This is a genomic window from Micromonospora sp. NPDC023966, assembly GCF_040639095.1.
Lineage (GTDB): Bacteria > Actinomycetota > Actinomycetes > Mycobacteriales > Micromonosporaceae > Micromonospora.
The window spans coordinates 1-23,850 of sequence record NZ_JBEZZJ010000027.1 but is presented as its reverse complement, the minus strand read 5'-3'; the positions used below and the strand labels follow the sequence as shown (position 1 = coordinate 23,850).

Genomic DNA, 23,850 nt, shown 5'->3' with positions numbered 1-23,850 from the left:
ACCGCCGCCGACTTCATGATCGCCGGCACAAGGCAGGGCAGGGACAGGGTGGAAAGGGTGGAGCCCGGTCCGCCGGGGTGGGCGGGCCGGGCTCCGGGTGGCTGAGTGGTCAGCCGGCGTGCTTGCGGCGGGCGGCCATCCGGCCGCGCTGGGTCTGGTCCAGCACCACCTTGCGGATCCGCACCGCGGCCGGGGTCACCTCGACGCACTCGTCCTCGCGGCAGAACTCGAGGGCCTGCTCCAGCGACAGCTTGCGCGGCGGGATCAGCTTCTCGGTCTCGTCCGCGGTCGACGACCGCATGTTGGTGAGCTTCTTCTCCTTGGTGATGTTGACGTCCATGTCGTCGGAGCGGGAGTTCTCGCCGACGATCATGCCCTCGTACACCTCGGTGCCCGGCTCCACGAAGAGCTGGCCGCGCTCCTGGAGGTTGGTCATCGCGAACGCGGTGACCGAGCCGGCGCGGTCGGCGACCAGCGAGCCGTTGTTGCGGGTGCGCAGCTCGCCGAACCACGGCTCGTACGACTCGAAGACGTGGTGCAGGATGCCGGTGCCGCGGGTCTCGGTGAGGAACTCGGTGCGGAAGCCGATCAGGCCGCGCGCCGGGACCAGCCACTCCATCCGGATCCAGCCGGTGCCGTGGTTGACCAGCTGCTCCATCCGGCCCTTGCGGGTGGCGAGGAGCTGGGTGATCGCGCCCAGGTACTCCTCCGGGGCGTCGATGGTCAGCCGCTCGACCGGCTCGCAGGTCTTGCCGTCGATCTCCTTGGTGACCACCTGCGGCTTGCCGACGGTCAGCTCGAAGGACTCGCGGCGCATCTGCTCCACCAGGATGGCCAGGGCCAGCTCACCGCGGCCCTGCACCTCCCAGGCGTCCGGCCGCTCGGTGGGCAGCACCCGCAGCGAGACGTTGCCGACCAGCTCCTTGTCCAGCCGGTCCTTGACCATGCGGGCGGTGACCTTGGCGCCCTTGACCCGGCCGACCAGCGGCGACGTGTTGGTGCCGATGGTCATCGAGATGGCCGGCTCGTCGACGGTGATCAGCGGCAGCGGGACCGGGTTCTCCGCGTCGGCCAGGGTCTCGCCGATCATGATCTCCGGGATGCCGGCGACCGCGATGATGTCGCCCGGGCCGGCGCTGTCGGCCGGCTTGCGCTCCAGGCCCTCGGTCATCAGCAGCTCGGAGATGCGGACCCGCTGGGTGCTGCCGTCGGTGCGGCACCAGGTCACCGTCTGGCCCTTGCTGATGTTGCCCTGCCGGACCCGGCACAGCGCCAGCCGGCCGAGGAACGGGGAGGCGTCGAGGTTGGTGACGTGCGCCTGAAGCGGAGCCTCCTCCTCGTACGCGGGGGCCGGGATGGTGTCCAGCAGGGTGCGGAACAGCGGCTCCAGGCTGTGGCTGTCGCTGGGCACCGAGCCGTCGGCCGGCTGGGTCAGCGAGGCGATGCCGTCGCGGGCGCAGGCGTAGACGATCGGGAAGTCGATCTGCTCCTCGTCGGCGTCCAGGTCGAGGAAGAGCTCGTAGGTGTCGTCCACGACCTCCTTGATCCGGGCGTCGGGGCGGTCCACCTTGTTGATCACCAGGATGATCGGCAGCCGGGCGCGCAGCGCCTTGCGGAGCACGAACCGGGTCTGCGGCAGCGGGCCCTCGCTGGCGTCGACCAGCAGCACCACACCGTCGACCATGGTGAGGCCGCGCTCGACCTCGCCGCCGAAGTCGGCGTGCCCCGGGGTGTCGATGATGTTGATCGTCACCGGCTCGGAGCCGTCCGCCGGCAAGTAGTGCACGCCGGTGTTCTTAGCGAGGATGGTGATGCCCTTCTCCCGCTCGAGGTCCATCGAGTCCATGACCCGCTCGGTGTCCTCACCACGGGCGCCGTAGGCGCCGGCCTGCCGCAACATGGCGTCGACCAGGGTCGTCTTGCCGTGGTCGACGTGGGCGATGATGGCGACGTTGCGGAGGTCGGTGCGTAGCTGCATACCCTCCATACTCCTGTCTGCGGTTGCCGGGGCAGGCCTCGGGGTCACCCCCGAGATCGCCCGGATCTCTGCCGAAAGTGCTGTCCCGACCGTTCCAGCGACTGGCATGCTGGCTCCCGTGCGGGGGACCGGATGCCTGACCTGCTGAACTGGCTGCAGGAGCTGCCGCCTCTGCTGATCTACCTGGTCGCCGCGACGATCGTTGCGGGCGAGACCGCGGTGATCTTCGGGCTGCTGGTGCCGGGTGAGGCGACCCTGCTGCTGGTCGGCTTCCTAGCGTACGCGGGGACGCTGCGGCTCGTCCCCACGCTGCTGGCCATGACCGCTGCCGCCGTGATCGGAGACACACTCGCCTTCCGGGCCGGCCGGCGGTACGGGCCGAAACTGCGTGCCTCCGGCCTCGGTGCCCGGATCGGACCCGAGCGGTGGCGCCGCGCCGACTCGCTGCTCGAACGGCTCGGCGGCCGGGGCGTGCTGGCGGCCCGCTGGGTGGCCTTCGCCCGCACCCTGGCGCCCCGGCTGGCCGGCGCGGCCGGGCTGCCGTACCGGCGGTTCGCGCCGTGGAACCTGGCCGGGGTGGTGACCTGGGTCGGCGCCTCCGTGCTGGCCGGCTACGCCGCCGGTGAGTCCTACGAGCGGGTGTCCCGGTTCCTGGGCCGGGCCACCGGCGCGGTGCTCGTGCTGCTGGTCTGCCTGGTCGGCGTGGTGCTGGCCGGCCGCTGGCTGGGCCGCAACCCCGACCCGGTGCGGGCGCTGGCCGCCCGGGCCGCCGCCCTGCCCCCGCTGCGCTGGCTGCGCGCCCGCTACGGGGTGCTGTTCTTCCTGATCGCCATGCGGTTCGGCCCGGCCGTGACGCTGCTGATCAACCTGGCGGCCGGGCTGCTGCTGCTCTTCGCCGCCGGACTGGCCGTCGCGGCGGTGCTGGAGGCGGTGGTCCGGCACAGCGGGCTCGGGGTGCTCGACGGGCTGGTCGCGGACTGGTTCGCCGCCCGGCGTACCCCCGGGGTGGTCGACACGGTGCTGGCCGCCGTCTCGGTGCTGCGCGGCTGGGTGCTGATCGCCGCGGTGGCCCTGGTGGCGGCGGTGGTGGCCTGGCGGAACCGGCCCTGGCGGGCCGACCTGCTCAGCGTGCTCGGCACGGTCGGGGCGTTCGTGCCGCTGGTGGTGCTGGTGGTGGTCGCCGACCTGACCGGGCCGGGCGGCCCGGACCTGCTGCCCACCCAGAACGCGGTGGTCACCGCGAGCTTCGGCACGCTGGCCTGGCTGCTGTCCCGGGGCGCCCGCTGGCCGGTGGCGGTGGCGGTCTGGACCGGCGCGCTGGTCGGTGTGGTCGCCGTCACCGGCGCCCGGCTCTACCTGGGGTGGAGCACGGCCAGCGGCACCGCCACCTCGGTGCTGCTCGGGGCGGCCTGGGTGACCGTGTTCGTGGTCGCCTGGGCCACCCGGGACCGCGCCGTCGGCGCGGACGACCCGTCGCCCGGCGGGCGGGCCGAACCGGCCACAGGGGACGGCCCGCCGCGGCCGCGGGGCTCCCGGCCGGCGTCGCGGGTACCCCGTCCACCCGTCGACCCCTGCTAGGGTGCGGCGGACGACCACGGGGGAGGTCTGATGCGTCGAGGAGTGGGTCGCTGGGCGACGGCGGCGGTGGCCGCGCTGCTGACGGCGAGCATGGTCACCGGGTGCGGCGGCGAGGAACCGACCCGCGAGGTGGCGGTCGAACTGCCCAGCGAGGCGCCTGTCGAGGCGCCCGCGGACGGCCCCGCCGACCTGCCGAGCGACGAACCGCCGGCGGTCGCGGCAATGGGCGGGAAGCCCAGCGCCAAGCCCAGCCCGAGCGCGTCGGCGAAGCCGAAGCCCAAACCGACCCGCACCACCACCGGCCCGCTCGCCAAGCCGAAGCCGCCCACCGAGACCCAGGTGCCGCCGCCCCCGCCGAAGCCGCCGGCGAGCGGCTGCGAGCCGACCTACCGGGGCACCCAGGCGACCCGCAGCCAGGTGAAGTCGGCGCTGTCCGACGCGGCAGCGCGGACCTACTGGCCGACCTCCGCGCCGGACATCAAGATCCCGCTGACCCTGATGAAGGCGACCGCCTGGCAGGAGAGCGGCTGGCAGTCCAACATCGTCGCCTGCGACGGCGGCATCGGGCTGATGCAGGTCATGCCCGCCACCGCCGACTGGATGAACCAGCGGTTCGGCCAGTCCTACGACATCGACGACTACGGCGACAACGCCTACCTGGGCGGCACCTACCTGGCCTGGCTCACCAAGTACATCGGCGACATGTACTTCGAGTCGGACTACCGGCTGGACGCCTCGCTGTGCACGTCGGAGCTGAACTCCTGCCTGCTCAACGCCGTGATCTCGGCGTACAACTACGGGCACGGCGCGGTGGCCCGCGAGGGCGAGCCGCTGGCCATCCCCAACCCGCAGTACGTGCGCAACGTGCGGGCGCTGATGACCGAGTGCGTCTGCCTGAACTATTGAGCTGACGGAACGGGGCCCCGGCGGACGACCGCCGGGGCCCCGCCCGGTTTCAGTGCCGCACGCCGGCCGGCGTCACGGGCGCCGGGGGCGTCTCCGCCGGGGCGTCGGGTTCGCGGGCGATCCGCCCCGGCCACCAGAACCGGTCGCCGAGCAGGAACGCCAGCGCCGGCACCAGCACCGTGCGGACCAGCAGCGTGTCCAGCAGGACGCCGACGCAGACGATGACCCCGATCTGGGTGAGGGTGATCAGTGGCAGCACGCCGAGCACGGCGAAGACCGCCGCGAGCAGCACACCCGCGCTGGTGATGACGCCGCCGGTGACCCGCAGCGCGGAGCGCATCCCGTCCCTGGTGCCCAGCCGGCGGGCGTCCTCGCGGGCCCGGGTGACCAGGAAGATGTTGTAGTCCACGCCGAGCGCCACGAGGAACACGAAGGCGAGCAGCAGCACCCCGCTGTCCAGCGCCGGGAAGCCCAGCACCCGGTCGAAGAGCAGCCAGGCCGCGCCGAGGCTGGCGAAGAACGAGGCGATGACCGTCAGCACCAGCAGCACCGGGGCCAGCAGGCCGCGGAGCAGCAGCACCAGCACCGCCCCGACCAGGAGCAGGATGATCGGCAGGATCAGCCGCAGGTCCTTCGTGTTCGCCCGGTCGGAGTCGTAGGTAGCGGCAACCGTGCCGCCCACCAGCGCGCCCTCGGGGGCGTCGGCGCCGGTGACCGCGGGCGGGGCGGAGTCCGGCACGGCGGCGACCGCCTCGCGCAGCGCCTCGACGGTCCGGTCCGAGGCCGCGGTGCCCGGCTCGGCCGCCAGTACCACGTCGGCCTGGGCGACCCGGTCGCCGGCGGCGCCGGGCCGGGCGGAGGCGACCCCGTCGACCGCCCCGGCGGCGGCCAGCACCGCCGGCGCCGCGCCCGGGTTGGTGAGCACGGCGACCGGCTGGGTGGTGCCGGCCGGGAAGGCCCGGGCCAGGGTCTCCGCGCCGGCCACCGCCTCCGGCTTCACCCGGAACTGTTCGGTCTCCGACAGGCCGGTGCGGATGCCCAGGCCGCCGAGGGCGAGGGCGGCGAGGAGCAGGGTGGCCAGCGCGGCGACCGGCAGCGGCCGGCGGACGACGGCGTCGCCGAGCCGGCCCCACAGCCGGCCCTCCCGCGCCGCGCCACCGACCCGGGGTACGAACGGCCAGAACAGCCCCCGCCCGAAGAGCACCAGCACGGCGGGGAGCACCAGGAGGGCGGACGCCATGGCGAAGACCACGCCGGTGGCGCAGGCCACCGCGAGCGCCCGGTTCGTCTCCTGCTCGGACAGCAGCAGGGTGAGCACGCCGAGCACCACGGTGCAGCCGCTGGCCAGGATCGGCTCGGCGGTGCGGCGCAGCGCCGCCCGCATGGCGGTGAACCGGTTCTCCTCGCGGCGCAGCTCCTCCCGGTAGCGGGCGATCAGCAGCAGCGCGTAGTCGGTCGCGGCGCCGAAGACGAGCACGCTGGCGATGCCGGTGACCTGGCCCTCCTGGAGGTGGATGCCGAGCGCGGGGACGATCGTGTCGACGGCGCGCAGGGTGAGCTGCTCGGTCGCGGCGACCACGAGCAGCGGCAGGATCCACAGGAACGGGCTGCGGTAGGTGATCAGCAGCAGCAGCGCCACCACGCCGGCGGTGACCGCGAGCAGGGTGATGTCGGCGCCGTCGAAGACCTTGGTGAGGTCGGCGGTGAAGGCGGGCGCGCCGGTCACCTCGACGGTAAGCCCGTCGGGCAGGTCGGCCAGCGCCGCGCGGAGCCGGGCCACCTCGTCCACCACGGCCTCCTGGCCGCCGGCGGTGGAGAGCGGCACGGCGACCAGCGCCACCGTGCCGTCGGGGGAGAACTGGGCCGGTGCGACCCGACCCCCGGCGGCGAGCCGGCCCAGGGTGGCGGACGCGCCGTCGAGCGCGGCCCGGTCGGGCTCGGTCAGCGGGGCCCGGTCGGCGCGGCTGACCACCACGACGGCGGGCTGCACGTCGCTGGACGGGAGCTGGTCCTGGAGCCGTTCGACCTGCGTCGACTGCCACCGGACGGACAGCCCGGTGGCGGAGACGGGCTCGGGGTTGTCGGGGCGGGGGAGGCCGAAGACGACCGCGCCGACGACGAGCGCGGCGGCCACGGTGAGCCAGGCGGCCAGCCGGCCCCGGGCGACGCGGGTGAACAGTGACATCGGGGCTGCCCTCACGTGACGGTTTTTCTCGCCTGACAAGTATCTTGATGGTCGAGATTATCGGCAGGGGTTCTATGCTGCAACCGGACGGTTCGGGCAGGGGGTGGCGGCGAGACGTGGGCGCGCAGGGCATGTACCGGCGGCGGGACGACCGGCGTGGGCGGATGATCGCGGACATCACCAGCGACCTGCGCCGCTACTCGGTCGACGCACAGCACATCGGGCACGCGTTCGCCGGCCTGCACGGCCTCAACGCGACCGACCTGCACGCCCTCCTCGCCGTGATGGACGCCGAGCTGCTGGGCGACCCGATCACCCCCGGGCGGCTGGGGGAGGCGCTCAACCTCTCCTCCGGCTCGGTGACCGCGCTCGTGGACCGGCTGGAGCGGGGCGGGCACATCCGGCGTGACCGGGACACCGCCGACCGGCGCAAGGTCTTCCTGCACTACGCCGACCGGGGCGCCACCCTGGCCCGCAGCTTCTTCGCCCCGCTGGGCCGGCGGACAGACGAGGTGATGGCCCGGTTCAGCGACGACGAGCTGGCTGTCGTGCAGCGGTTCATGGCCGAGATGGTGGTCTCGATGCGCAAGCACCGGGACGCTGTGCGCGCGGCCCGGGGCGAGCCCCGGCGGGGCGGCGCGGCGCAACGCCCCGCGGACTGAACGTGCGGCCATTGCTCACCCGGCTCGCCGCGGCGGCGCTGCGGCTGCCGGCCGCCCGGGTCCGGCGCATCACGGTCACCCGCGACCTGCCGGTGCGGGTCCGCGACGGGGTGACGCTGCGCACCGACCACTACGCCCCGGATCTGCCCGGGGCGGCCTGCGTGCTGATCCGCACCCCGTACGGGCGGGGCGGTCCGGTCCGGCTGCTCGGCCGCCTCGTCGCCGAGCGCGGCTACCACGTGGTGATCCAGTCCTGCCGGGGCACGTACGGCTCCGGCGGCGAGTTCGCCCCGCTGGTGCACGAGCGCGACGACGGGCTGGACACCCTCGACTGGCTGCGTCGGCAGCCCTGGTGGACCGGCGAGTTCGGCATGTTCGGCGCCAGCTACCAGGGGTTCGTGCAGTGGGCGGTGGCCGCCGAGGCGGGCGACGAGCTGCGCGCGATGGTCGCCGTGGTCACCGCCTCGGCCACCCGGGACTCGACGTACGCGGGCGAGTCGTTCGCGCTGGACACCGTGCTCACCTGGGCGGAGCTGCTCCAGGCGCAGACCGTGCCCTGGCTGGCCCGGCAGTGGGAGCTCAAGCGCGGGCAGCCCCGGCTCACCCGGGCGCTGGCCCACCTGCCGCTGGCCGAGGCGGATCGGATCGCCACCGGGGTGACCGTGCCGTTCTTCCAGGAGTGGTTGCGCCACCACACCCCGGACGCCGACTACTGGCGGACCCGCATCTTCGGCGACCGGATCGCCGAGGTCCGCGCGCCGGTGACGATGGTCAGCGGCTGGCAGGACATCTTCCTCCCCGCCCAGCTCGACGACTTCGCCCGGCTCCGGGCGGCCGGCGCCCGCCCCCGGCTGACCGTCGGCCCGTGGACCCACGGCAGCCCCGGGCTCCTCGTCGCGGCGCTGCGCGAGGGGCTCGACTGGCTCGACCAGCACCTGGCCGGGCGCCCCGCGCAGCGCCGCGCGCCGGTCCGGGTGCACGTCGGCGGCGCCGGCGGCGGCTGGCGTGACCTGCCCGACTGGCCCCCGCCGGCCGAGCCGACCCGCTGGCACCTGCACGCCGGCCAGGTGCTCGCCCCCGCGCCGCCGGTCACCTCCGCACCCGACCGGTTCTGCTACGACCCGGCCGACCCCACGCCGTCGCTCGGCGGCCCGCTGCTGGTCGCTCAGCGGGCCGGCGCGGTGGACAACCGGCCGGTGGAGGCCCGGGCGGACGTGCTGACGTACAGCAGCGCACCGCTGGTCGGCCCGGTCGAGGTGGTCGGCCCGGTGCACGCCGAGATCCACATTCGCAGCGAGCTGTCCTACCTGGACGTCTTCGTCCGGCTCTGCGACGTCGACCGGCGCGGGCGGTCCTGGAACGTCTGCGACGGCCTGGTCCGGGTCGCCCCCGGGCGCTTTCCGCGCGATCCGTCCGGTGTGGTCCGGGTGCCGGTCACCCTCTGGCCGGCGGCGCACCGCTTCGCACCCGGGCACCGGCTCCGCGTCCAGGTCTCCGGCGGCGCCCACCCGCGCTACGCGCGGAACCCGGGCACCGGCGAACCGCTCGGCACCGCCGTCACTCTTCGTGCTGGCTGGCGGGAGATCCTGCACGAACCCGAGCATCCTTCGGCCTTGGTGCTGCCTGTCGTCCCGGCATCGTCCACAGCGGGCCCATAGTTCCAGATAGTGCTCTGAGCTGGGCATTCACTTGCCGGTGTGGATATCCTCGGGCCAAGTGCCCGGTGCCGTGCAGCCATCCGGTGGGGCGCGTCCCCGGATCGTGCGCCTTCACGTGTAGTGATTGTCGTGCCCCATCGGACCGATCCGAGGGGAGATCCCATGACGTCGGCCCCGGCGAACCTGTTGGCCGTCCGCAACCTGTTGCTCAGCTATCTCAACGTCGACAAGGACACCGTACGAAGTCAGGACCTGGAACCGGCCGAGGTCGGTATCGTCGGCGATCCCAGCCACAGGGGCGGATACCACTGCGGTTCCGACCGGGTGGTGCCCAACGACTACTCGGTGGTGGAGTCCCGCCGGGACTCGTCCGGGCTGACCCTGCACGCCTCCGCGCTGGACGTCGGGACCTTCTCCGTCTCCTCCGGCGGCGCGACCCACAACCTGCGTACCTTCTCCACCTGGTGCGTGTCGCAGTGCGCCGCGGGGGCCGCGGACGCCCGCGACATCCGGGAGATCATCTACTCCCCGGACGGCACGACCGTGAAGCGCTGGGACCGGCTGGGCAAGCGCACCAGCGGGGACAGCAGCCACCTGTTCCACACCCACTTCAGCTTCTTCCGTGACTCCACGAAGGCGGGCCGGGACGAGACCGCCCTGTTCCGTCGCTACCTGACCGCGATCGGCCTGATCGCCCCACCGAAACCGGAGCCCGACATGGAACAGACCGACAAGCTCCTCAACAACACCGGATATAGCAACCGGACCGTCGGCGACGTCCTGGCCGACCTGGAGAACCTGCGCAACTGGCTCATCTCGCCGGCCGGCACCACCGGTCTCGTCGCCCCACCCCAGGCCAACTCGCCGTTGCAGCAGATGCTGGCCATGGCGCGGGCCTGGCCGGCCCTCGTCGCGCAGGTGACCGCGCTGTCCGGCAAGGACTTCACCGACGAGCAGCAGATCGTCACCGGGGTGCTCGCCGGGCTGCCGCCGGAGAAGATCGCCGAGGCGATCCCGCCGCAGATCGCCCGGGACGTGGCCGACGAGTTGTCGCGGCGACTGACCTCCTGATCCGACCCGGCCCCGCGGCGAGTGCCGCGCCGCGGCCCCGGGTCTCGTGAGGGAAATCAGCAACAGATATTGCGCAACAGCTCTTGCGGATGTCACGCTCTCCCCATGGAGAAGCCCACCGTCCGGCACGTCACCGACTCCCGCGTCCTCGCCGCGCTCGCCCATCCGCTGCGGCGCCGCCTCATGGACGTCCTCAAGGTGTACGGCCCGTGCACCGTCGGCGTGCTCGCCGAGCGCACCGGCCAGGCCCCGGCCAACGTCAGCCACCACCTCAAGGTGCTGGCCGCCGCCGACCTCGTGCTGGAGGCGCCCGAACTGGCCCGGGACCGCCGGGAACACTGGTGGCGGCTACGGGACCCGGCGGTGCGCTGGTCCAACACCGACTTCGACGCCGATCCCGCCGCCCGGGCCGTGGCCGACGCGGCCGGCTCGCTGAACCTGGACCGGCACGTCGCACTGGTCCGGGCCTGGCACGCCGCGCCCGACGAGGCCCACGCCGACTGGGGCGACGGCCCGTTCAGCACCGACAAGTGGCTGCGGCTCACCCCGGCGGAGCTGGCCCAGCTCAGCCGCGAGGTCACCGACCTCTTCGCCCGCTGGGCCGACCGGCCCGCTCCGGACGACGGGCAGCGACGCGAGCCGGTCTTCCTGTTCGCCCACGGCGTCCCGGGCCAGCCGTGACCGCCCCGGTCCGCACCACCGCGCCGGACACCGGTTCCCGACCGCGCGGGGGCCTGGTCCGGCACCGCGACTTCCGGCTGCTCTGGGCCGGGCAGACGGTCAGCGCCGTCGGCAGCAACGTGACCGCCGTGGCGCTGCCCCTGGTCGCGGTGGCCGTGCTCGACGCGACCACGTTCCAGGTGGCGGTGCTCACCGCCGCGGCCTGGCTGCCCTGGCTGCTGGCCGGCCTGCCCGCCGGGGCCTGGGTCGACCGGGTCCGCCGGCGCCCCGTGATGATCGCCGCCGACCTGGTCTCGGCGGCGCTGTTCGCCAGCGTCCCGGTGGCCGCCCTGCTCGACCTGCTCACGGTCGGCCAGCTCCTGATCGTCGCCCTCGGCGCCGGCCTGGCCCGGGTGTTCTTCGAGACCGCCGACCAGGTCTACCTGCCCACCCTGCTGCGCCCCGAGCAGGTGCCCGAGGGCAATGCCAAGCTGCACGCCACGCAGACCGCCAGCTATCTCGTCGGCCCCGGGCTGGCCGGCCTGATCGCCCAGCTCGCCGGCGCCGTTACCGCCGTCCTGCTCGACGCCGTGAGCTTCCTGGTCTCCGCCGCGTGCCTCAGCCGCATCCGGGCCGTCGAGCCACGGCCGGCGCGCCCCACCGAGGCGCCCTCACTGCGCCGGGAGGTCGCCGACGGGCTGCGCTTCGTCGCCCGCGACCCGTACCTGCGGGTGCTCACGGTGTTCGGCGCGGCCAGCAACATCGGGCTCTCCGGCTACCAGGCGGTGCTGGTGGTCTTCCTGGTCCGCTCCGCCGGGCTGCCGGCCGGGCTGGTCGGGCTCCTCATCGGACTGGCCAGTGTGGGCGGGCTCCTCGGCGCCGCCCTGGCCACCGGGCTCGCCCGGCGGCTCGGCTCGGCCCGCGCCCTGCTCGTCGCGGGCGCGCTCGCCGGGCCCCCGGCGCTGCTCATCCCGCTGGCCGGCCCGGGCAGCCGGGTGGCGTGGCTGGTGCTCGGCGGCGCGCTGGTCAGCCTGGGCGTCGCCGTGGGCAACGTGGTGAAGGGCAGCTTCCGGCAGACGTACACGCCGCACCGGCTGCTCGGGCGGGTGACCGTGAGCATGCAGCTGCTGAACTACGGCACCATCCCGCTCGCCGCCGTGCTGGCCGGGGCGCTGGGCGCCGCGTGGGGGCCGGCCGGGGCGATCCGGGTGATGACCGCCTGGCTCGCGCTGACCCCGCTCATCCTGCTCGCCGGGCCCCTGCGGCGGCGGCGTGACCTGCCGGCGGCGCCGCACTGAGAATGCGCTGCGGCGGCGGTCGGACAGCCGACCGCCGCCACCGGCACGAAGCTAGATCGGACGGACGTTGTCCGCCTGCGGGCCCTTCTGCCCCTGGGTCACCTCGAACTCGACCTTCTGGCCCTCGTTCAGCTCGCGGTAGCCGCTGGATTGAATGGCCGAGTAGTGGACGAACACGTCCGGACCTCCGCCGTCCTGCTCGATGAAGCCGAAGCCCTTTTCCGAGTTGAACCACTTGACCGTGCCGGTTGCCATGCGTCTCTCCCTGTTCAATGCGAGCGAGCACCGGTCGCGGCCGGTGATCGCCCTTTACCTTCCCGACAGTAACCGCCCGAACCGCGATTCGCTGGCGGAAGTGCGTGGCGCGCCTCGCGAATACGCCGTCAGCGGGAAAATCCCTCCGCCCCGGGGCCGAGGGGGGCATGCTTGCCCCGGTGAGGACACAGACGCCGCTGGCCGACCTGGAACGGGAGATCACGGCGCCCGGCGACGGCCTGGACCGGCTCCGGCTGGTCCACGCGCCGTTCGTGCCGGAGGTCCGTCTGCACCTCGCCGAAGACGCCATCCTCTGGTGGGCCCGGATGGAGGCGGCGGCCGGCCGGTCGCTGCCGCCGCCCTACTGGGCCTCCGTCTGGGCCGGCGGGCAGGCGCTCGCCCGGCACCTGCTCGACCACCCCGAACTGGCCGCCGGGCGGCGGGTGCTCGACCTGGCCGCCGGCTCCGGGCTGGTCGCCATCGCGGCCGCGCTCGCCGGCGCCGACCGGGTGGTCGCCAACGACGTCGACCCCTGGGCGGTGGCGGCCGTGACCGTCAACGCCCGGGCCAACCGCGTGACCGTGGCCGCCACCGGGGACGACCTGCTGGACGGCACCGCCAGCGCCGACCTGGTGCTGGCCGGGGACGTCCTCTACGACGCCGCGCTGGCCGCGCGGATGCTGCCGTACCTGCAACGGGCCGCCGACCGGGGGGTCCAGGTGCTGGTCGGCGACCCGGACCGGGGGCACCTGCCGCCGGACCGGCTGGAGCTGGTGGCGGCGTACCGGGTGCCCATCACGGAGCCCTCGGTCGACTCCCCGTTCCGCCGGGTCCAGGTCCTCCGCCCCCGCTGACCCCTCAGGGATCATCCGGAGCCGGCCTCGGGGACCGGTGGGGGTTCATGCCCGATGTGCCGGGTCGCCCGCGGGTCATAGCGTACGGAGCATGACGGATCTGCTGGCCCAGGTCGGGGAGCTGCCCACCACCCTGCTGATGGGAATGCTGGGCATGGTGATGCTCGCCGACGCCGTACCCCTGCTCGGGGTGCTGGTGCCCGGCGACGCCGCGGTCCTCGCCGCGGTCGGCGCGGGCCGGCCGGCGACCGGCCTGGCGACCGTCGTGGCGGTGGTGGCGGGCTGCCTCGCCGGCTGGTCGTTGAGCTTCCTGGCCGGGCGGCGCTGGGGCGAGCGGCTGCGGCGCAGCCGGCTGGGCGACTGGATCGGCGAGCCGCGCTGGGCGGCCGCCGAGGCGTTGCTGCGCCGCGGCGGCGGGCGGATGGTGCTGGTGGCGCCGTTCCTGCCGGTGTTCAACGCGCTGCTGCCGCTGGCCGCCGGCGGGCTGCGGATGTCGTACCGGAGGTTCGCGGCCTGCGCGGCCCTCGGCGCGACGCTCTGGGCCGGCCTCTACGTGGCCCTCGGCATCACGGCCCGGGCGCTGACCGGGCTGCTGCCCGGGGCGCCGAACCCGACCGTGCTCACCATGGCGGTCGGCCTGCTGCTCGCCGGTCCGGTGCTGCTCGGCACCCGGCACCGGCTCCGCGCGGTGACCGCCGCGGACGCCGGCTGAGCGGGCCGGCCGGCCGGCCCGCCGCGCTCACCAGCCCCGGGCCCGCCACTGCGGCAGCGCGGGCCGCTCGGCGCCGAGCGTGCTGTCCTTCCCGTGGCCCGGGTAGAACCAGGTCTCGTCGGGCAGCCGGTCGAAGAGCTTCTGCTCGACGTCGTCGATGAGCTGGCCGAACCGTTCCGGGTCCTGCTCGGTGTTGCCGACCCCGCCGGGGAAGAGCGAGTCCCCGGTGAACAGGTGCGGCACCCCGGACGGGTCGCGGTAGAGCAGCGCGATCGAACCCGGGGTGTGCCCCCTGAGGTGGATCACCTCCAGCGCGCAGTCGCCGACCGGGACCGTGTCGCCCTCGTGCAGCGGCTCGGCCTCGATCGGCAGCCCCGCGGCGTCGTCGGAGTGCACCAGCGGGCGGGCGCCGGTCTTGGCGACCACCTCCTCCAGGGCGACCCAGTGGTCCATGTGCCGGTGGGTGGTGACCACCGCGGCCAGCCCGCCGTCACCGACCAGGTCGAGCAGGCGGGGCGCCTCGTTCGCGGCGTCGATCAGCACCTGCTCGCCGGTCTCCCGGCAGCGCAGCAGGTAGGCGTTGTTGTCCATCGGGCCCACCGACAGCTTGCTGATGGTGAGCCGGTCGAGCTCGCGCACGGCCGGCGCACCGCCGGGCGTGACGTCTCCGCTGTAGGTCATGACGGCGTTCAGATCCATTCCGGTGGAGTCGGTAGGGGACCGTCGGGAGTGACGGTGAGCACCTCGCCCGCGCTGCGGCCGGTCAGCCAGGCGGCGAGTTCCGGCGCGGGGCCGGTGACGGTGGGCGCCCCCTCGGGGTCACCCACGACGAGCTCGTGCCGGAAGCCGTCGAAGCGCAGCACCATGGCCGGCGCTTCCGGGTTGCCGGCCAGGCCGGCCGCCACCTCGTGCAGCAGCCGCTGGGCGAACGCGTCCGGCCAGTCGGCGGGCCGGTAGCCGGTGCCCAGGTCGACGTGGTGCACCTCGATTTCGCGCAGCCGGCCCCAGACCAGCATCGCCGCCGGCCACGGGCCGCGCCGGGTCTGCACGGTGGCCCCCCACGCCTCGACCGGCATCTCGGCGACCGCCGCGGTGAACCGCTGCGAGCTGCGGCGCAGGTCGTCCATGAGGTCGGCCGGACCGCGGCCGGCCCCGGCCTCGATGTCGGCGGACCGGGCCTCGGGGCTGGGGTACATCGGGATGTCCTCGCCCGTGCGGGCGGACGTGAGCAGGTTGACGAACCCGTCGGCGTTGCGGGCCAGGTGGGTCAGGACGTGGCCGCGGGTCCAGCCCGGCAGCCGGGTCGGCGCGGCGACGTCGTGGTCGCCCAGGGCCGCCGCGGTACGCAGCAGCCGGGCGGTCGCCTCGTCCAGCTCGCCGGTCAGCAGGAGGGGATCGCTCGTCACGCATCGACCCTAGCGGTACGCCGCGGTCGCGTCGCCGGGGAAATCGCTTTCGGCGCGTCGGCGCGCCCCCTACCGTCGGGCCGACGGCTTCAGGTCGCGGCGTCACACGCGCCGGGCCGAAGTCGCCGTAGGGCGCGGCACCGGGAGTCGGAGCGGAGGTGGTGAGCATGCCGGTCGTAGCACCCGTGTTCCGCCATGAATCCCCTCGACACCGATGAGGACACCCATGAACCTCGATCTGACCGCCCTCGGCTGGGACGCCGACCGGGCGGCGTACCTGAACCCACGCGGCGACCGCCGGCCGGGCCGGGTGGCCCGCGTCGACCGCGGGGTCTGCACCGTGCTCCGCCCGGAGGGGCCCGTCCGGGCCAGCCTGGGCGGCGGGGTGCTGGCCGCCGCGGCCCGCGACCTGACCGCGCTGCCCTGCGCCGGCGACTGGGTGCTGCTGGCCACCTGGCCGGACGGGCCGGTCACCGTGGAGACCGTGCTGCCCCGCCGCACCGCGCTGATCAGGCGCACCGCCGGCAAGGACGCCAGCGGCCAGGTGCTGGCCGCCAACCTCGACGCCGCCGCGGTGGTCGAGCCGGTGCACCCGGCGCCGGACGCCGCCCGCATCGAACGGCTGCTCTCGCTGGCGCACGAGTCCGGCGCCGAGCCGCTCGTCGTGCTCACCAAGGCCGACCTGGCCCCCGACCCGGCGGCGGTGGCCCGGCAACTGGCCGCCCTGGCGCCCGGGGTGCCGGTGCTGCCGGTCAGCGCCGAGCGCGGCGCGGGGCTGGAGCCGCTGCGCCGGTACGTCGCGCCGGGGCGCACCCTCGGCCTGCTCGGGCCCTCCGGCGCGGGCAAGTCGAGCCTGGTCAACGCGCTGGCCGGGGCCGACGTGATGCGGACCCAGGCGATCCGCCGGTCCGACGGCAAGGGCCGGCACACCACCACCTGGCGTGCGCTGGTGCCGATCCCCGGTGGGGGAGCGGTGCTGGACACCCCCGGCGTGCGGGCGGTCGGCCTGCTGGACGGCTCGGCCGGCCTGGACCGGGCGTTCGCGGACATCGCCGAGCTCGCCGCCGACTGTCGGTACGCCGACTGCGCCCACGACGCCGAGCCGGCCTGCGCCGTGCGGGCGGCGCTGGACAGCGGCGAGCTGCCGGTCCGGCGCTGGGAGAACTGGCGCCGGCTCCAGCGCGAGGTGGTCTACGAGAGCCGGCGCCGGGAGGTCCGGCTTGCCGCCGAGCGCCGGGGCAGCTGGCGAAGCGGCCGGCGGCGGACCGGGCGTCCGGCGACCCCGCCCGGACCCGGGGCACTCTAGAGGTCTGCCGGGGCGGTCGGGCGGGCCGCACCGCATCCCGCCCGACCGTGCTGACCTGGGGGAATGTCGCCGCCACAGAAGTTGTCATACCTCGGGGCTAGAGTTGCCGAGGCGTCTTCCCTGCGCCTCGTCAACCCTCGAAAACTGCCCAGACCTCGCGTCGGGCGGACAGATCCGCCTCACATTCTTCTTCCGGGAGCACACGCACCGTGGCCGACCGACTGATCATCCGTGGCGCGCGCGAGCACAACCTGCGTGACGTCAGTCTCGACCTGCCCCGGGACGCCCTGATCGTCTTCACCGGGCTCTCCGGTTCGGGCAAGTCGAGCCTGGCGTTCGACACCATCTTCGCCGAGGGCCAGCGCCGCTACGTCGAGTCGCTGTCGTCGTACGCCCGGCAGTTCCTCGGCCAGATGGACAAGCCCGACGTCGACTTCATCGAGGGCCTCAGCCCCGCGGTCTCCATCGACCAGAAGTCCACCTCGCGCAACCCGCGCTCCACCGTCGGCACCATCACCGAGGTCTACGACTACCTCCGCCTGCTCTTCGCCCGCATCGGCGAGCCGCACTGCCCGATCTGCGGCGAGCGAATCTCCAAGCAGAGCCCGCAGCAGATCGTCGACCGGGTGCTGGCCATGGCCGAGGGCACCCGGTTCATGGTGCTCGCCCCGGTGGTGCGCGGCCGCAAGGGCGAATACGTCGACCTCTTCGCCGAGCTCCAGGCCAAGGGCTACGCCCGGGCACGGGTCGACGGCGTGGTGCACCCGCTGACCGAGCCGCCGAAGCTCAAGAAGCAGGAGAAGCACACCATCGAGGTGGTCATCGACCGGCTCAGCGTCAAGCCCAGCGCCAAGCAGCGGCTGACCGACTCGGTCGAGGCGGCGCTCGGCCTCTCCGGCGGCCTGGTGCTGCTCGACTTCGTCGACCTGGCCGAGGACGACCCGGGCCGGGAGCGACGCTACTCCGAGCACCTGGCCTGCCCCAACGACCACCCCCTGGCAATCGAGGACCTGGAGCCCCGGGTCTTCTCCTTCAACGCGCCCTACGGCGCCTGCCCCGAGTGCACCGGCCTGGGCACCAAGAAGGAGGTCGACCCGGAGCTGGTGATCCCGGACCCGGAGCGCACCCTGCGCGAGGGCGCCATCCAGCCCTGGGCGACCGGGCACAACCTGGAATACTTCCTGCGCCTGCTGGAGGCGCTCGGCGAGGCCCAGCACTTCGACATCGACACCCCGTGGCGGGCCCTGCCCTCCCGGGCGCAGAAGACGATCCTGCACGGCTCCGACGACCAGGTGCACGTCCGCTACCGCAACAAGTACGGCCGCGAGCGCTCCTACTACACCGGCTTCGAGGGTGTGATGCAGTGGATCGAGCGCCGGCACACCGACACCGAGTCGGAGTGGTCGCGGGACAAGTACGAGGGCTACATGCGGGACGTGCCCTGCGCGGCCTGCGGCGGCACCCGGCTCAAGCCGGAGGTGCTCGCGGTCACCCTGGCCGGCAAGAGCATCGCCGAGGTCTGCAACCTGTCCGTGGGCGAGGCCGCCGACCTGCTCGCCGGCATCGAGCTGACCGACCGGCAGAAGATGATCGCCGAGCGGGTGCTCAAGGAGATCAACGCCCGGCTGAAGTTCCTGCTCGACGTCGGGCTCGACTACCTCTCCCTGGACCGCCCGGCCGGCACCCTCTCCGGCGGTGAGGCGCAGCGCATCCGGCTCGCCACCCAGATCGGCTCCGGCCTGGTCGGCGTGCTCTACGTGCTGGACGAGCCCTCCATCGGCCTGCACCAGCGGGACAACCACCGGCTGATCGAGACTCTGCTGCGGCTGCGCGGGCTGGGCAACACCCTGATCGTGGTCGAGCACGACGAGGACACCATTCGGGTCGCCGACTGGATCGTCGACATCGGCCCGGGCGCCGGCGAGCACGGCGGCAAGATCGTGCACAGCGGGTCGGTGCCGGCCCTGCTGGAGAACGAGGAGTCGGTCACCGGGGCGTACCTGTCGGGTCGGAAGTCGATCCCGACGCCGGCGACGCGCCGGCCGCAGACCCCGGGCCGCGAGCTGGTGGTGCACGGGGCGCGCGAGCACAACCTGCGCAACCTCACCGTGGGCTTCCCGCTCGGCCAGCTCATCGCGGTCACCGGGGTCAGCGGCTCCGGCAAGTCGACGCTGGTCAACGACATCCTGCACGCCGTGCTGGCAAACCAGATCAACGGCGCCCGGCTGGTGCCCGGCCGGCACACCCGGATCACCGGGCTGGAGCACGTCGACAAGGTCGTGGGCGTCGACCAGTCGCCGATCGGGCGGACCCCGCGCTCCAACCCGGCCACCTACACCGGGGTGTGGGACCACATCCGCAAGCTCTTCGCCGAGACCACCGAGGCCAAGGTCCGGGGGTACGGTCCGGGCCGCTTCTCGTTCAACGTCAAGGGCGGGCGCTGCGAGGCGTGCTCCGGCGACGGCACCATCAAGATCGAGATGAACTTCCTCCCGGACGTCTACGTCCCCTGCGAGGTCTGCAAGGGCGCCCGCTACAACCGGGAGACCCTGGAGGTCCACTACAAGGGCAGGACGGTCGCCGAGGTCCTGGACATGCCGATCGAGGAGGCGGCCGAGTTCTTCTCCGCCATCCCGGCCATCCACCGGCACCTCAAGACCCTGGTCGACGTCGGCCTCGGCTACGTGCGCCTCGGCCAGCCCGCGCCGACGCTCTCCGGCGGCGAGGCCCAGCGCGTCAAGCTCGCCTCCGAGTTGCAGAAGCGCTCCACCGGCCGGACGGTCTACGTGCTCGACGAGCCCACCACCGGCCTGCACTTCGAGGACATCCGCAAGCTGCTGATGGTGCTCGAGGGCCTGGTCGAGAAGGGCAACACCGTGATCACCATCGAGCACAACCTCGATGTGATCAAGTCGGCCGACTGGATCATCGACATGGGCCCCGAGGGCGGGCACCGGGGCGGCACCGTGCTCGCCACCGGCACGCCGGAGGAGGTCGCCGAGGTGCCGGAGAGCCACACCGGTCAGTTCCTGCGGCCGATCCTCAAGCTCGACGGCGCGGCCAAGGGCGCCAAGGCGGCCACCACCCGGGCGGCGAAGGCCAACGGCAGCGCGGTGAAGTCGCGTACCCGCAAGGTGCCGGCCGGAGCGCGCTGAGCGACGGACACCGAACGGGCGGGCCGACCACGGCCCGCCCGTTTCGGATATCCATTTCGTGACGCGTCAGTATGAACCGTGCGCCACAGTGGTTCGTGTCCTGAACTGAGGCCACTGATCGCGACGGGTGGCGGCAGCCGAGAGAAAGGCCGGACATGAGTGACGACGAGGTGCTGACCGGGCCGGGTGGGCAGACTCGCCGGGCCCTGCTGGCGGGCGCCGGCGCGGTCGGGGCGGCTGTGGTGCTGACCGCCTGCGGCGACGACGCGGGCGACACGGCGGGCGGCTCGGCTCCCACCAGCGCCGGCCCTCCCGGCGCCACCAACGCCGGCGATCCCGAGGGCGGCAACCGGGACAGCAAGGGCCCGCTCGCCCGGACCACCGACATCCCGGTCGGCGGCGGTGCGGTCTTCGCCAGCCAGGGCGTCGTCATCACCCAGCCCGAGGCCGGCCAGTTCAAGGCCTTCGACCCGATCTGCACCCACCAGGGCTGCCCGGTGTCGAACGTCGACGGCGGCACCATCAACTGCACCTGCCACAACAGCCGGTTCTCGATCACCGACGGCTCGGTGAAGCAGGGCCCGGCGACCAGGCCGCTGGCGCCGAAGAACATCAAGGTCACCGGCGAGCAGATCACCCTGGCCTGACCGTCCCGGCGCGTCCCCCGCCCGCAGCCGCCGTGGCGGGGGACACGCGGCGACGGCCGGGTGTCGGGGGTGCGGACTAGGCTTGGCGCGTGGCTGACCCCTCGACCTACCGTCCCGCACCTGGCACCATCCCGGAGTCGCCAGGGGTCTACCGCTTCCGCGACGGCACCGGCCAGGTGATCTACGTCGGCAAGGCGCGCAACCTGCGCAGCCGGCTCAACTCCTACTTCGCCGACCCGGTCAACCTGCACCAGCGCACCCGGCAGATGGTCTTCACCGCCGAGTCGGTCGACTGGATCACCGTCGCCACCGAGGTCGAGGCGCTCCAGCAGGAATACACCTGGATCAAGCAGTACGACCCGCGGTTCAACGTCCGCTACCGCGACGACAAGTCGTACCCGTACCTGGCCGTGACCCTCGACGAGGAATACCCGCGGCTGCAGGTGATGCGCGGCGCCAAGCGCAAGGGGGTGCGCTACTTCGGGCCGTACTCGCACGCCTGGGCCATCCGCGAGACGCTGGACCTGCTGCTCCGGGTCTTCCCGGCGCGGACCTGCTCCTCCGGCGTGTTCAAGCGGGCCGGCCAGGTCGGCCGGCCCTGCCTGCTGGGTTACATCGGCAAGTGCTCCGCGCCCTGCGTCGGCAGCGTCACCGCCGAGGGGCACCGGGAGATCGTCAACGGCTTCTGCGACTTCATGGCCGGCCGCACCGACACCATGGTCCGCCGGCTCGAGAAGGAGATGCTGGAGGCCAGCGAGCAGCTCGAGTTCGAGCGGGCCGCCCGGCTCCGCGACGACGTGGCGGCGCTGCGCCGGGCCATGGAGAAGCAGACCGTGGTGCTCGGCGACGGCACCGACGCCGACGTGGTGGCCTTCGCCGACGACCCCCTGGAGGCCGCGGTCCAGGTCTTCCACGTCCGCGACGGCCGGGTCCGCGGCCAGCGCGGCTGGGTGGTGGAGAAGACCGAGGAGCTGACCACCGGCGACCTGGTGCACCACTTCTGCACCCAGGTCTACGGCGGCGAACAGGGCGAGGCCGACCTCCCGCGCGAGCTGCTCGTCCCCGAGCTGCCCGGCGACGTCGACGCGCTCGCCGACTGGCTCTCCACCCGGCGGGGCAGCCGGGTGTCGCTGCGGGTGCCGCAGCGCGGCGACAAGCGGTCCCTGCTGGAGACCGTCGAGCGCAACGCCAAGGACGCGCTGGCCCGGCACAAGCTCAAGCGGGCCGGCGACCTGACCACCCGCAGCCAGGCCCTCGACGAGATCGCCGACTCCCTCGGCATGCGGACCTCCCCGCTGCGCATCGAGTGCTTCGACGTCTCCCAGATCCAGGGCACCGATGTGGTGGCCAGCATGGTCGTCTTCGAGGACGGCCTGCCCCGCAAGAGCGAGTACCGCCGGTTCATCGTGCGCGGCGCCACCGACGACCTCTCCGCCATGTCCGAGGTGCTGCGCCGGCGCTTTGCCCGCTACCTCGACGCCCGCGCCGAGACGGGGGAGATTGGCGACGAGACCGCCAGCGACCCCGACCGGCCCGGCATCGACCCGACCACCGGGCGGCCCCGCAAGTTCGCGTACCCGCCGCAGCTGGTCGTGGTCGACGGCGGCCCACCGCAGGTGGCGGCCGCCGCGCAGGCCCTCGCCGAGCTGGGCATCGACGACGTGGCGCTCTGCGGGCTGGCCAAGCGGCTGGAGGAGGTCTGGCTGCCCGACGACGAGTTCCCCGTCATCCTGCCCCGCACCTCCGAGGCGCTCTACCTGCTCCAGCGGGTACGCGACGAGGCGCACCGCTTCGCCATCACCTTCCACCGCCAGCGGCGCTCCAAGCGGATGACCGAGTCGGCGCTGGACAACATCCCCGGCCTCGGCGAGGTACGCCGCAAGGCGCTCCTGCGGCACTTCGGCTCGCTGAAGCGGCTCTCCGGCGCGACGGTCGAGGAGATCACCGAGGTGCCGGGGGTGGGCAAGCGGACCGCGGAGGCGATCCTGGCCGCCTTGGACGAAGGCGCCCAGCGGACCCCCAGCGCCTGACCGGGTGCCGGGTTCTCCTGGTTCGAGAGACACCATGCGGTTCCACCCATGGGTGCCGTTCGAGCGGCCTGGACGCGGGTGGGTGGAATATCCGTTACACACTTCGCTGACTGCTGACTGCTGACTGCTGACTGCTGACTGCTGACTGCTGACTGCTGACTGCTGACTGCTGCGGCCGGTGGCCCGCTGGCCCTCGCTCGGTCCGCCGGGCAGCGCACCTCTCGCGGCGGATCTTGGACAGTTCCGTTCGCTGCGAACGGAAAGTGTCCAAGATCCGGGTTGTCCGTTACCGACGGCGTGCGGTTCGGGCCCTCACTGGGCTGCCGAAGTGCCGGGCCGCCCGGCGGCGTGCAGTTCGGGCGGCCCGGCGGCGTGCAGTTTCGGGCGCTCGATGGGCTGCCCAAGCGCTGGCCGCTTGGCGGGCAAGACGCGGGCCTTTGCCCAAGCACCTGCCAGTTGACGTCAGTTTCTGCGGGGATACCGGGCAAATCGCCCATTCGTCGCGTCGGCGCGGCCGACGGCACCACCCCTGCATGATCGACTCCGGCTCGGCGAGATTGGGGTGTCCGTGCTGCCCGGATACCGCCAGCTCGCCGACCTGGCGGTGGGCTCTGTACCGGGGCGCGGGTCAGCACCGGCTTGTGCGGCGTGGGCGGTTGTCGCGTTCGTGGTGGCCTGTGGTGGGGTTGGTGTCCGGTTTCGGCCCGGTGCCGTGGGGTTGTCAGCGCCACCGTCAGGGCGGAATCATGCCGGGGGCGGGGTCGTTGAACATGGCAGACCGCGCAGCACCGCGCCCGATCTGAGGGTGCGGCCAGTTGCGGGTCGGAATGGCCGGCCCCCACCGGTCGTTACATCTGCCGGACCTCGGGCGAGCCGAGGGAATCACGTCCCGGCCCCGGTGGTTACATCCCCCGGACCGCGCACCACCGGGTGGTCCACCGCACCGGCCAGCCGAGGGAATGACCTCCCAGCCCCGGTCGTTACATCCCCCGGACCGCGCACCACAGGTCCGAGCCGGTGAGCCAGGGAATCACCCCCGGGCCCCGGTCGTTACGTCCCCCCGGGGACACCGGACCTTGGCCGTGGGGAATCACTTCCCCGCCGCCGGTGGTTACACCCCCGGCCGCCCGAGCAGGTCACCCCCTGATCGCCGGGCACCCACTCACAGACTTTCCCTTTCAGCGGCACCCGCACCCCCTATTGCGTGTGCCGCTATACCCCCGAACGGAAGGCGTGACTTCATCATGCGTACCAACACCATGCTTCGTAACACCGTTCTGACCGCTGCCGGCTTCGCCGCGACCGCCGGTGGGATCGCCGGCCCGGCCATCGCCGCCCACGCCGCTGAGGCCAAGCCGGCCTCGCAGGTCCAGAACGACCGTAAGGGTCACGGCGAGCGGGAGCTGGACGTCCGCTACGAGGCCCAGCCGAACTTCTACTACTGCGGCCCCGCCGCCGCCCGCAACGCCATCAGCGTGCTCGGCAAGAA

Annotated in this window: 18 protein-coding genes and 1 pseudogene; 14 read left to right on the top strand and 5 right to left on the bottom strand. The window is 73.4% G+C overall.

From position 1 onward, the window contains the following. Nucleotides 1-109: 109 nt before the first annotated feature. Nucleotides 110-1,978: a translational GTPase TypA gene (gene typA / locus AB0F68_RS26365; RefSeq protein ID WP_357342965.1), complete on the bottom strand. Its 1,869-nt coding sequence runs from the start codon at nucleotides 1,976-1,978 to the stop codon at nucleotides 110-112. 132 nt (nucleotides 1,979-2,110) lie between these two features. Between typA and AB0F68_RS26360 the strand changes: the two genes are divergently transcribed. Next, nucleotides 2,111-3,556 (top strand): DedA family protein, encoded by a 1,446-nt coding sequence (locus tag AB0F68_RS26360; protein WP_357342963.1) that lies wholly within the window; start codon nucleotides 2,111-2,113, stop codon nucleotides 3,554-3,556. A gap of 30 nt (nucleotides 3,557-3,586) precedes the next feature. Continuing rightward, the gene (locus AB0F68_RS26355) at nucleotides 3,587-4,462 is read left to right on the top strand and encodes a transglycosylase SLT domain-containing protein (protein WP_357342961.1); all 876 of its coding nucleotides are present in this window, start codon (nucleotides 3,587-3,589) and stop codon (nucleotides 4,460-4,462) included. Between the two features lie 49 nt (nucleotides 4,463-4,511). Here AB0F68_RS26355 and AB0F68_RS26350 read toward each other — a convergent pair whose 3' ends face one another. Next, complete coding sequence (locus AB0F68_RS26350) at nucleotides 4,512-6,647, bottom strand: efflux RND transporter permease subunit (RefSeq protein WP_357342959.1); 2,136 nt, start codon at nucleotides 6,645-6,647, stop codon at nucleotides 4,512-4,514. 131 nt (nucleotides 6,648-6,778) lie between these two features. On the opposite strand from AB0F68_RS26350, the gene AB0F68_RS26345 reads away from it, so the two are divergent. From AB0F68_RS26345 to AB0F68_RS26325, 5 genes are all read left to right on the top strand, one after another. Further along, nucleotides 6,779-7,309, top strand: coding sequence for a MarR family transcriptional regulator (locus AB0F68_RS26345; protein ID WP_357343059.1), 531 nt, complete (start codon nucleotides 6,779-6,781; stop codon nucleotides 7,307-7,309). Nucleotides 7,310-7,311: 2 nt separating this feature from the next. Next, nucleotides 7,312-8,967 (top strand): CocE/NonD family hydrolase, encoded by a 1,656-nt coding sequence (locus tag AB0F68_RS26340; RefSeq protein ID WP_357342957.1) that lies wholly within the window; start codon nucleotides 7,312-7,314, stop codon nucleotides 8,965-8,967. A 162-nt stretch (nucleotides 8,968-9,129) separates the two neighbouring features. After that, nucleotides 9,130-10,038, top strand: a complete 909-nt coding sequence (locus AB0F68_RS26335) for a hypothetical protein (protein ID WP_357342955.1) — start codon at nucleotides 9,130-9,132, stop codon at nucleotides 10,036-10,038. A 105-nt stretch (nucleotides 10,039-10,143) separates the two neighbouring features. Continuing rightward, nucleotides 10,144-10,719, top strand: coding sequence for a metalloregulator ArsR/SmtB family transcription factor (locus AB0F68_RS26330; protein WP_357342953.1), 576 nt, complete (start codon nucleotides 10,144-10,146; stop codon nucleotides 10,717-10,719). Beyond that, the gene (locus AB0F68_RS26325) at nucleotides 10,716-11,996 is read left to right on the top strand and encodes an MFS transporter (protein ID WP_357342951.1); all 1,281 of its coding nucleotides are present in this window, start codon (nucleotides 10,716-10,718) and stop codon (nucleotides 11,994-11,996) included. Before AB0F68_RS26330 ends, AB0F68_RS26325 begins: the two co-directional genes overlap by 4 nt. 51 nt (nucleotides 11,997-12,047) lie before the next feature. Here AB0F68_RS26325 and AB0F68_RS26320 read toward each other — a convergent pair whose 3' ends face one another. Next, complete coding sequence (locus tag AB0F68_RS26320) at nucleotides 12,048-12,251, bottom strand: cold-shock protein (protein WP_091663412.1); 204 nt, start codon at nucleotides 12,249-12,251, stop codon at nucleotides 12,048-12,050. Between the two features lie 167 nt (nucleotides 12,252-12,418). Here AB0F68_RS26320 and AB0F68_RS26315 point away from each other — a divergent pair, with 167 nt between their 5' ends. Next, on the top strand, nucleotides 12,419-13,105 hold the full coding sequence (locus AB0F68_RS26315; RefSeq protein WP_357342948.1) for a 50S ribosomal protein L11 methyltransferase: 687 nt from the start codon (nucleotides 12,419-12,421) through the stop codon (nucleotides 13,103-13,105). A gap of 91 nt (nucleotides 13,106-13,196) precedes the next feature. Then, nucleotides 13,197-13,817, top strand: coding sequence for a VTT domain-containing protein (locus AB0F68_RS26310; protein ID WP_357342946.1), 621 nt, complete (start codon nucleotides 13,197-13,199; stop codon nucleotides 13,815-13,817). Between the two features lie 27 nt (nucleotides 13,818-13,844). Here AB0F68_RS26310 and AB0F68_RS26305 read toward each other — a convergent pair whose 3' ends face one another. Continuing rightward, nucleotides 13,845-14,498 (bottom strand): MBL fold metallo-hydrolase, encoded by a 654-nt coding sequence (locus AB0F68_RS26305; protein ID WP_357342944.1) that lies wholly within the window; start codon nucleotides 14,496-14,498, stop codon nucleotides 13,845-13,847. A gap of 8 nt (nucleotides 14,499-14,506) precedes the next feature. Then, nucleotides 14,507-15,223 (bottom strand): maleylpyruvate isomerase family mycothiol-dependent enzyme, encoded by a 717-nt coding sequence (locus AB0F68_RS26300; protein ID WP_357342942.1) that lies wholly within the window; start codon nucleotides 15,221-15,223, stop codon nucleotides 14,507-14,509. A gap of 226 nt (nucleotides 15,224-15,449) precedes the next feature. On the opposite strand from AB0F68_RS26300, the gene rsgA reads away from it, so the two are divergent. The 5 genes and pseudogenes from rsgA to AB0F68_RS26275 all read left to right on the top strand — a co-directional run. Further along, on the top strand, nucleotides 15,450-16,529 hold the full coding sequence (rsgA, locus tag AB0F68_RS26295; protein WP_357342940.1) for a ribosome small subunit-dependent GTPase A: 1,080 nt from the start codon (nucleotides 15,450-15,452) through the stop codon (nucleotides 16,527-16,529). A 209-nt stretch (nucleotides 16,530-16,738) separates the two neighbouring features. Continuing rightward, nucleotides 16,739-19,684 carry an excinuclease ABC subunit UvrA gene (gene uvrA, locus AB0F68_RS26290; protein WP_357342938.1) on the top strand — a complete coding sequence of 982 codons (2,946 nt, stop codon included), beginning with the start codon at nucleotides 16,739-16,741 and terminating at the stop codon, nucleotides 19,682-19,684. A gap of 155 nt (nucleotides 19,685-19,839) precedes the next feature. Further along, a complete protein-coding gene (locus tag AB0F68_RS26285; RefSeq protein WP_357342936.1) occupies nucleotides 19,840-20,331 on the top strand; it encodes a Rieske (2Fe-2S) protein in 492 nt (163 codons plus the stop codon). Between the two features lie 89 nt (nucleotides 20,332-20,420). Then, nucleotides 20,421-22,361, top strand: coding sequence for an excinuclease ABC subunit UvrC (gene uvrC / locus AB0F68_RS26280; RefSeq protein WP_357342934.1), 1,941 nt, complete (start codon nucleotides 20,421-20,423; stop codon nucleotides 22,359-22,361). Nucleotides 22,362-23,605: 1,244 nt separating this feature from the next. Then, nucleotides 23,606-23,850, top strand: a pseudogene (locus tag AB0F68_RS26275) (phytochelatin synthase); the annotation flags it as partial.

Excerpts from the sequence above, each read along its gene's own strand:
- typA (WP_357342965.1), bottom strand. The coding sequence starts at position 1,978 with ATGCAGCTACGCACCGACCTCCGCAACGTCGCCATCATCGCCCACGTC.
- AB0F68_RS26360 (WP_357342963.1), top strand. The coding sequence starts at position 2,111 with ATGCCTGACCTGCTGAACTGGCTGCAGGAGCTGCCGCCTCTGCTGATC.
- AB0F68_RS26355 (WP_357342961.1), top strand. The coding sequence starts at position 3,587 with ATGCGTCGAGGAGTGGGTCGCTGGGCGACGGCGGCGGTGGCCGCGCTG.
- AB0F68_RS26350 (WP_357342959.1), bottom strand. The coding sequence starts at position 6,647 with ATGTCACTGTTCACCCGCGTCGCCCGGGGCCGGCTGGCCGCCTGGCTC.
- AB0F68_RS26345 (WP_357343059.1), top strand. The coding sequence starts at position 6,779 with ATGTACCGGCGGCGGGACGACCGGCGTGGGCGGATGATCGCGGACATC.
- AB0F68_RS26335 (WP_357342955.1), top strand. The coding sequence starts at position 9,130 with ATGACGTCGGCCCCGGCGAACCTGTTGGCCGTCCGCAACCTGTTGCTC.
- AB0F68_RS26330 (WP_357342953.1), top strand. The coding sequence starts at position 10,144 with ATGGAGAAGCCCACCGTCCGGCACGTCACCGACTCCCGCGTCCTCGCC.
- AB0F68_RS26320 (WP_091663412.1), bottom strand. The coding sequence starts at position 12,251 with ATGGCAACCGGCACGGTCAAGTGGTTCAACTCGGAAAAGGGCTTCGGC.
- AB0F68_RS26315 (WP_357342948.1), top strand. The coding sequence starts at position 12,419 with ATGCTTGCCCCGGTGAGGACACAGACGCCGCTGGCCGACCTGGAACGG.
- AB0F68_RS26310 (WP_357342946.1), top strand. The coding sequence starts at position 13,197 with ATGACGGATCTGCTGGCCCAGGTCGGGGAGCTGCCCACCACCCTGCTG.
- AB0F68_RS26305 (WP_357342944.1), bottom strand. The coding sequence starts at position 14,498 with ATGACCTACAGCGGAGACGTCACGCCCGGCGGTGCGCCGGCCGTGCGC.
- rsgA (WP_357342940.1), top strand. The coding sequence starts at position 15,450 with ATGAACCTCGATCTGACCGCCCTCGGCTGGGACGCCGACCGGGCGGCG.
- AB0F68_RS26285 (WP_357342936.1), top strand. The coding sequence starts at position 19,840 with ATGAGTGACGACGAGGTGCTGACCGGGCCGGGTGGGCAGACTCGCCGG.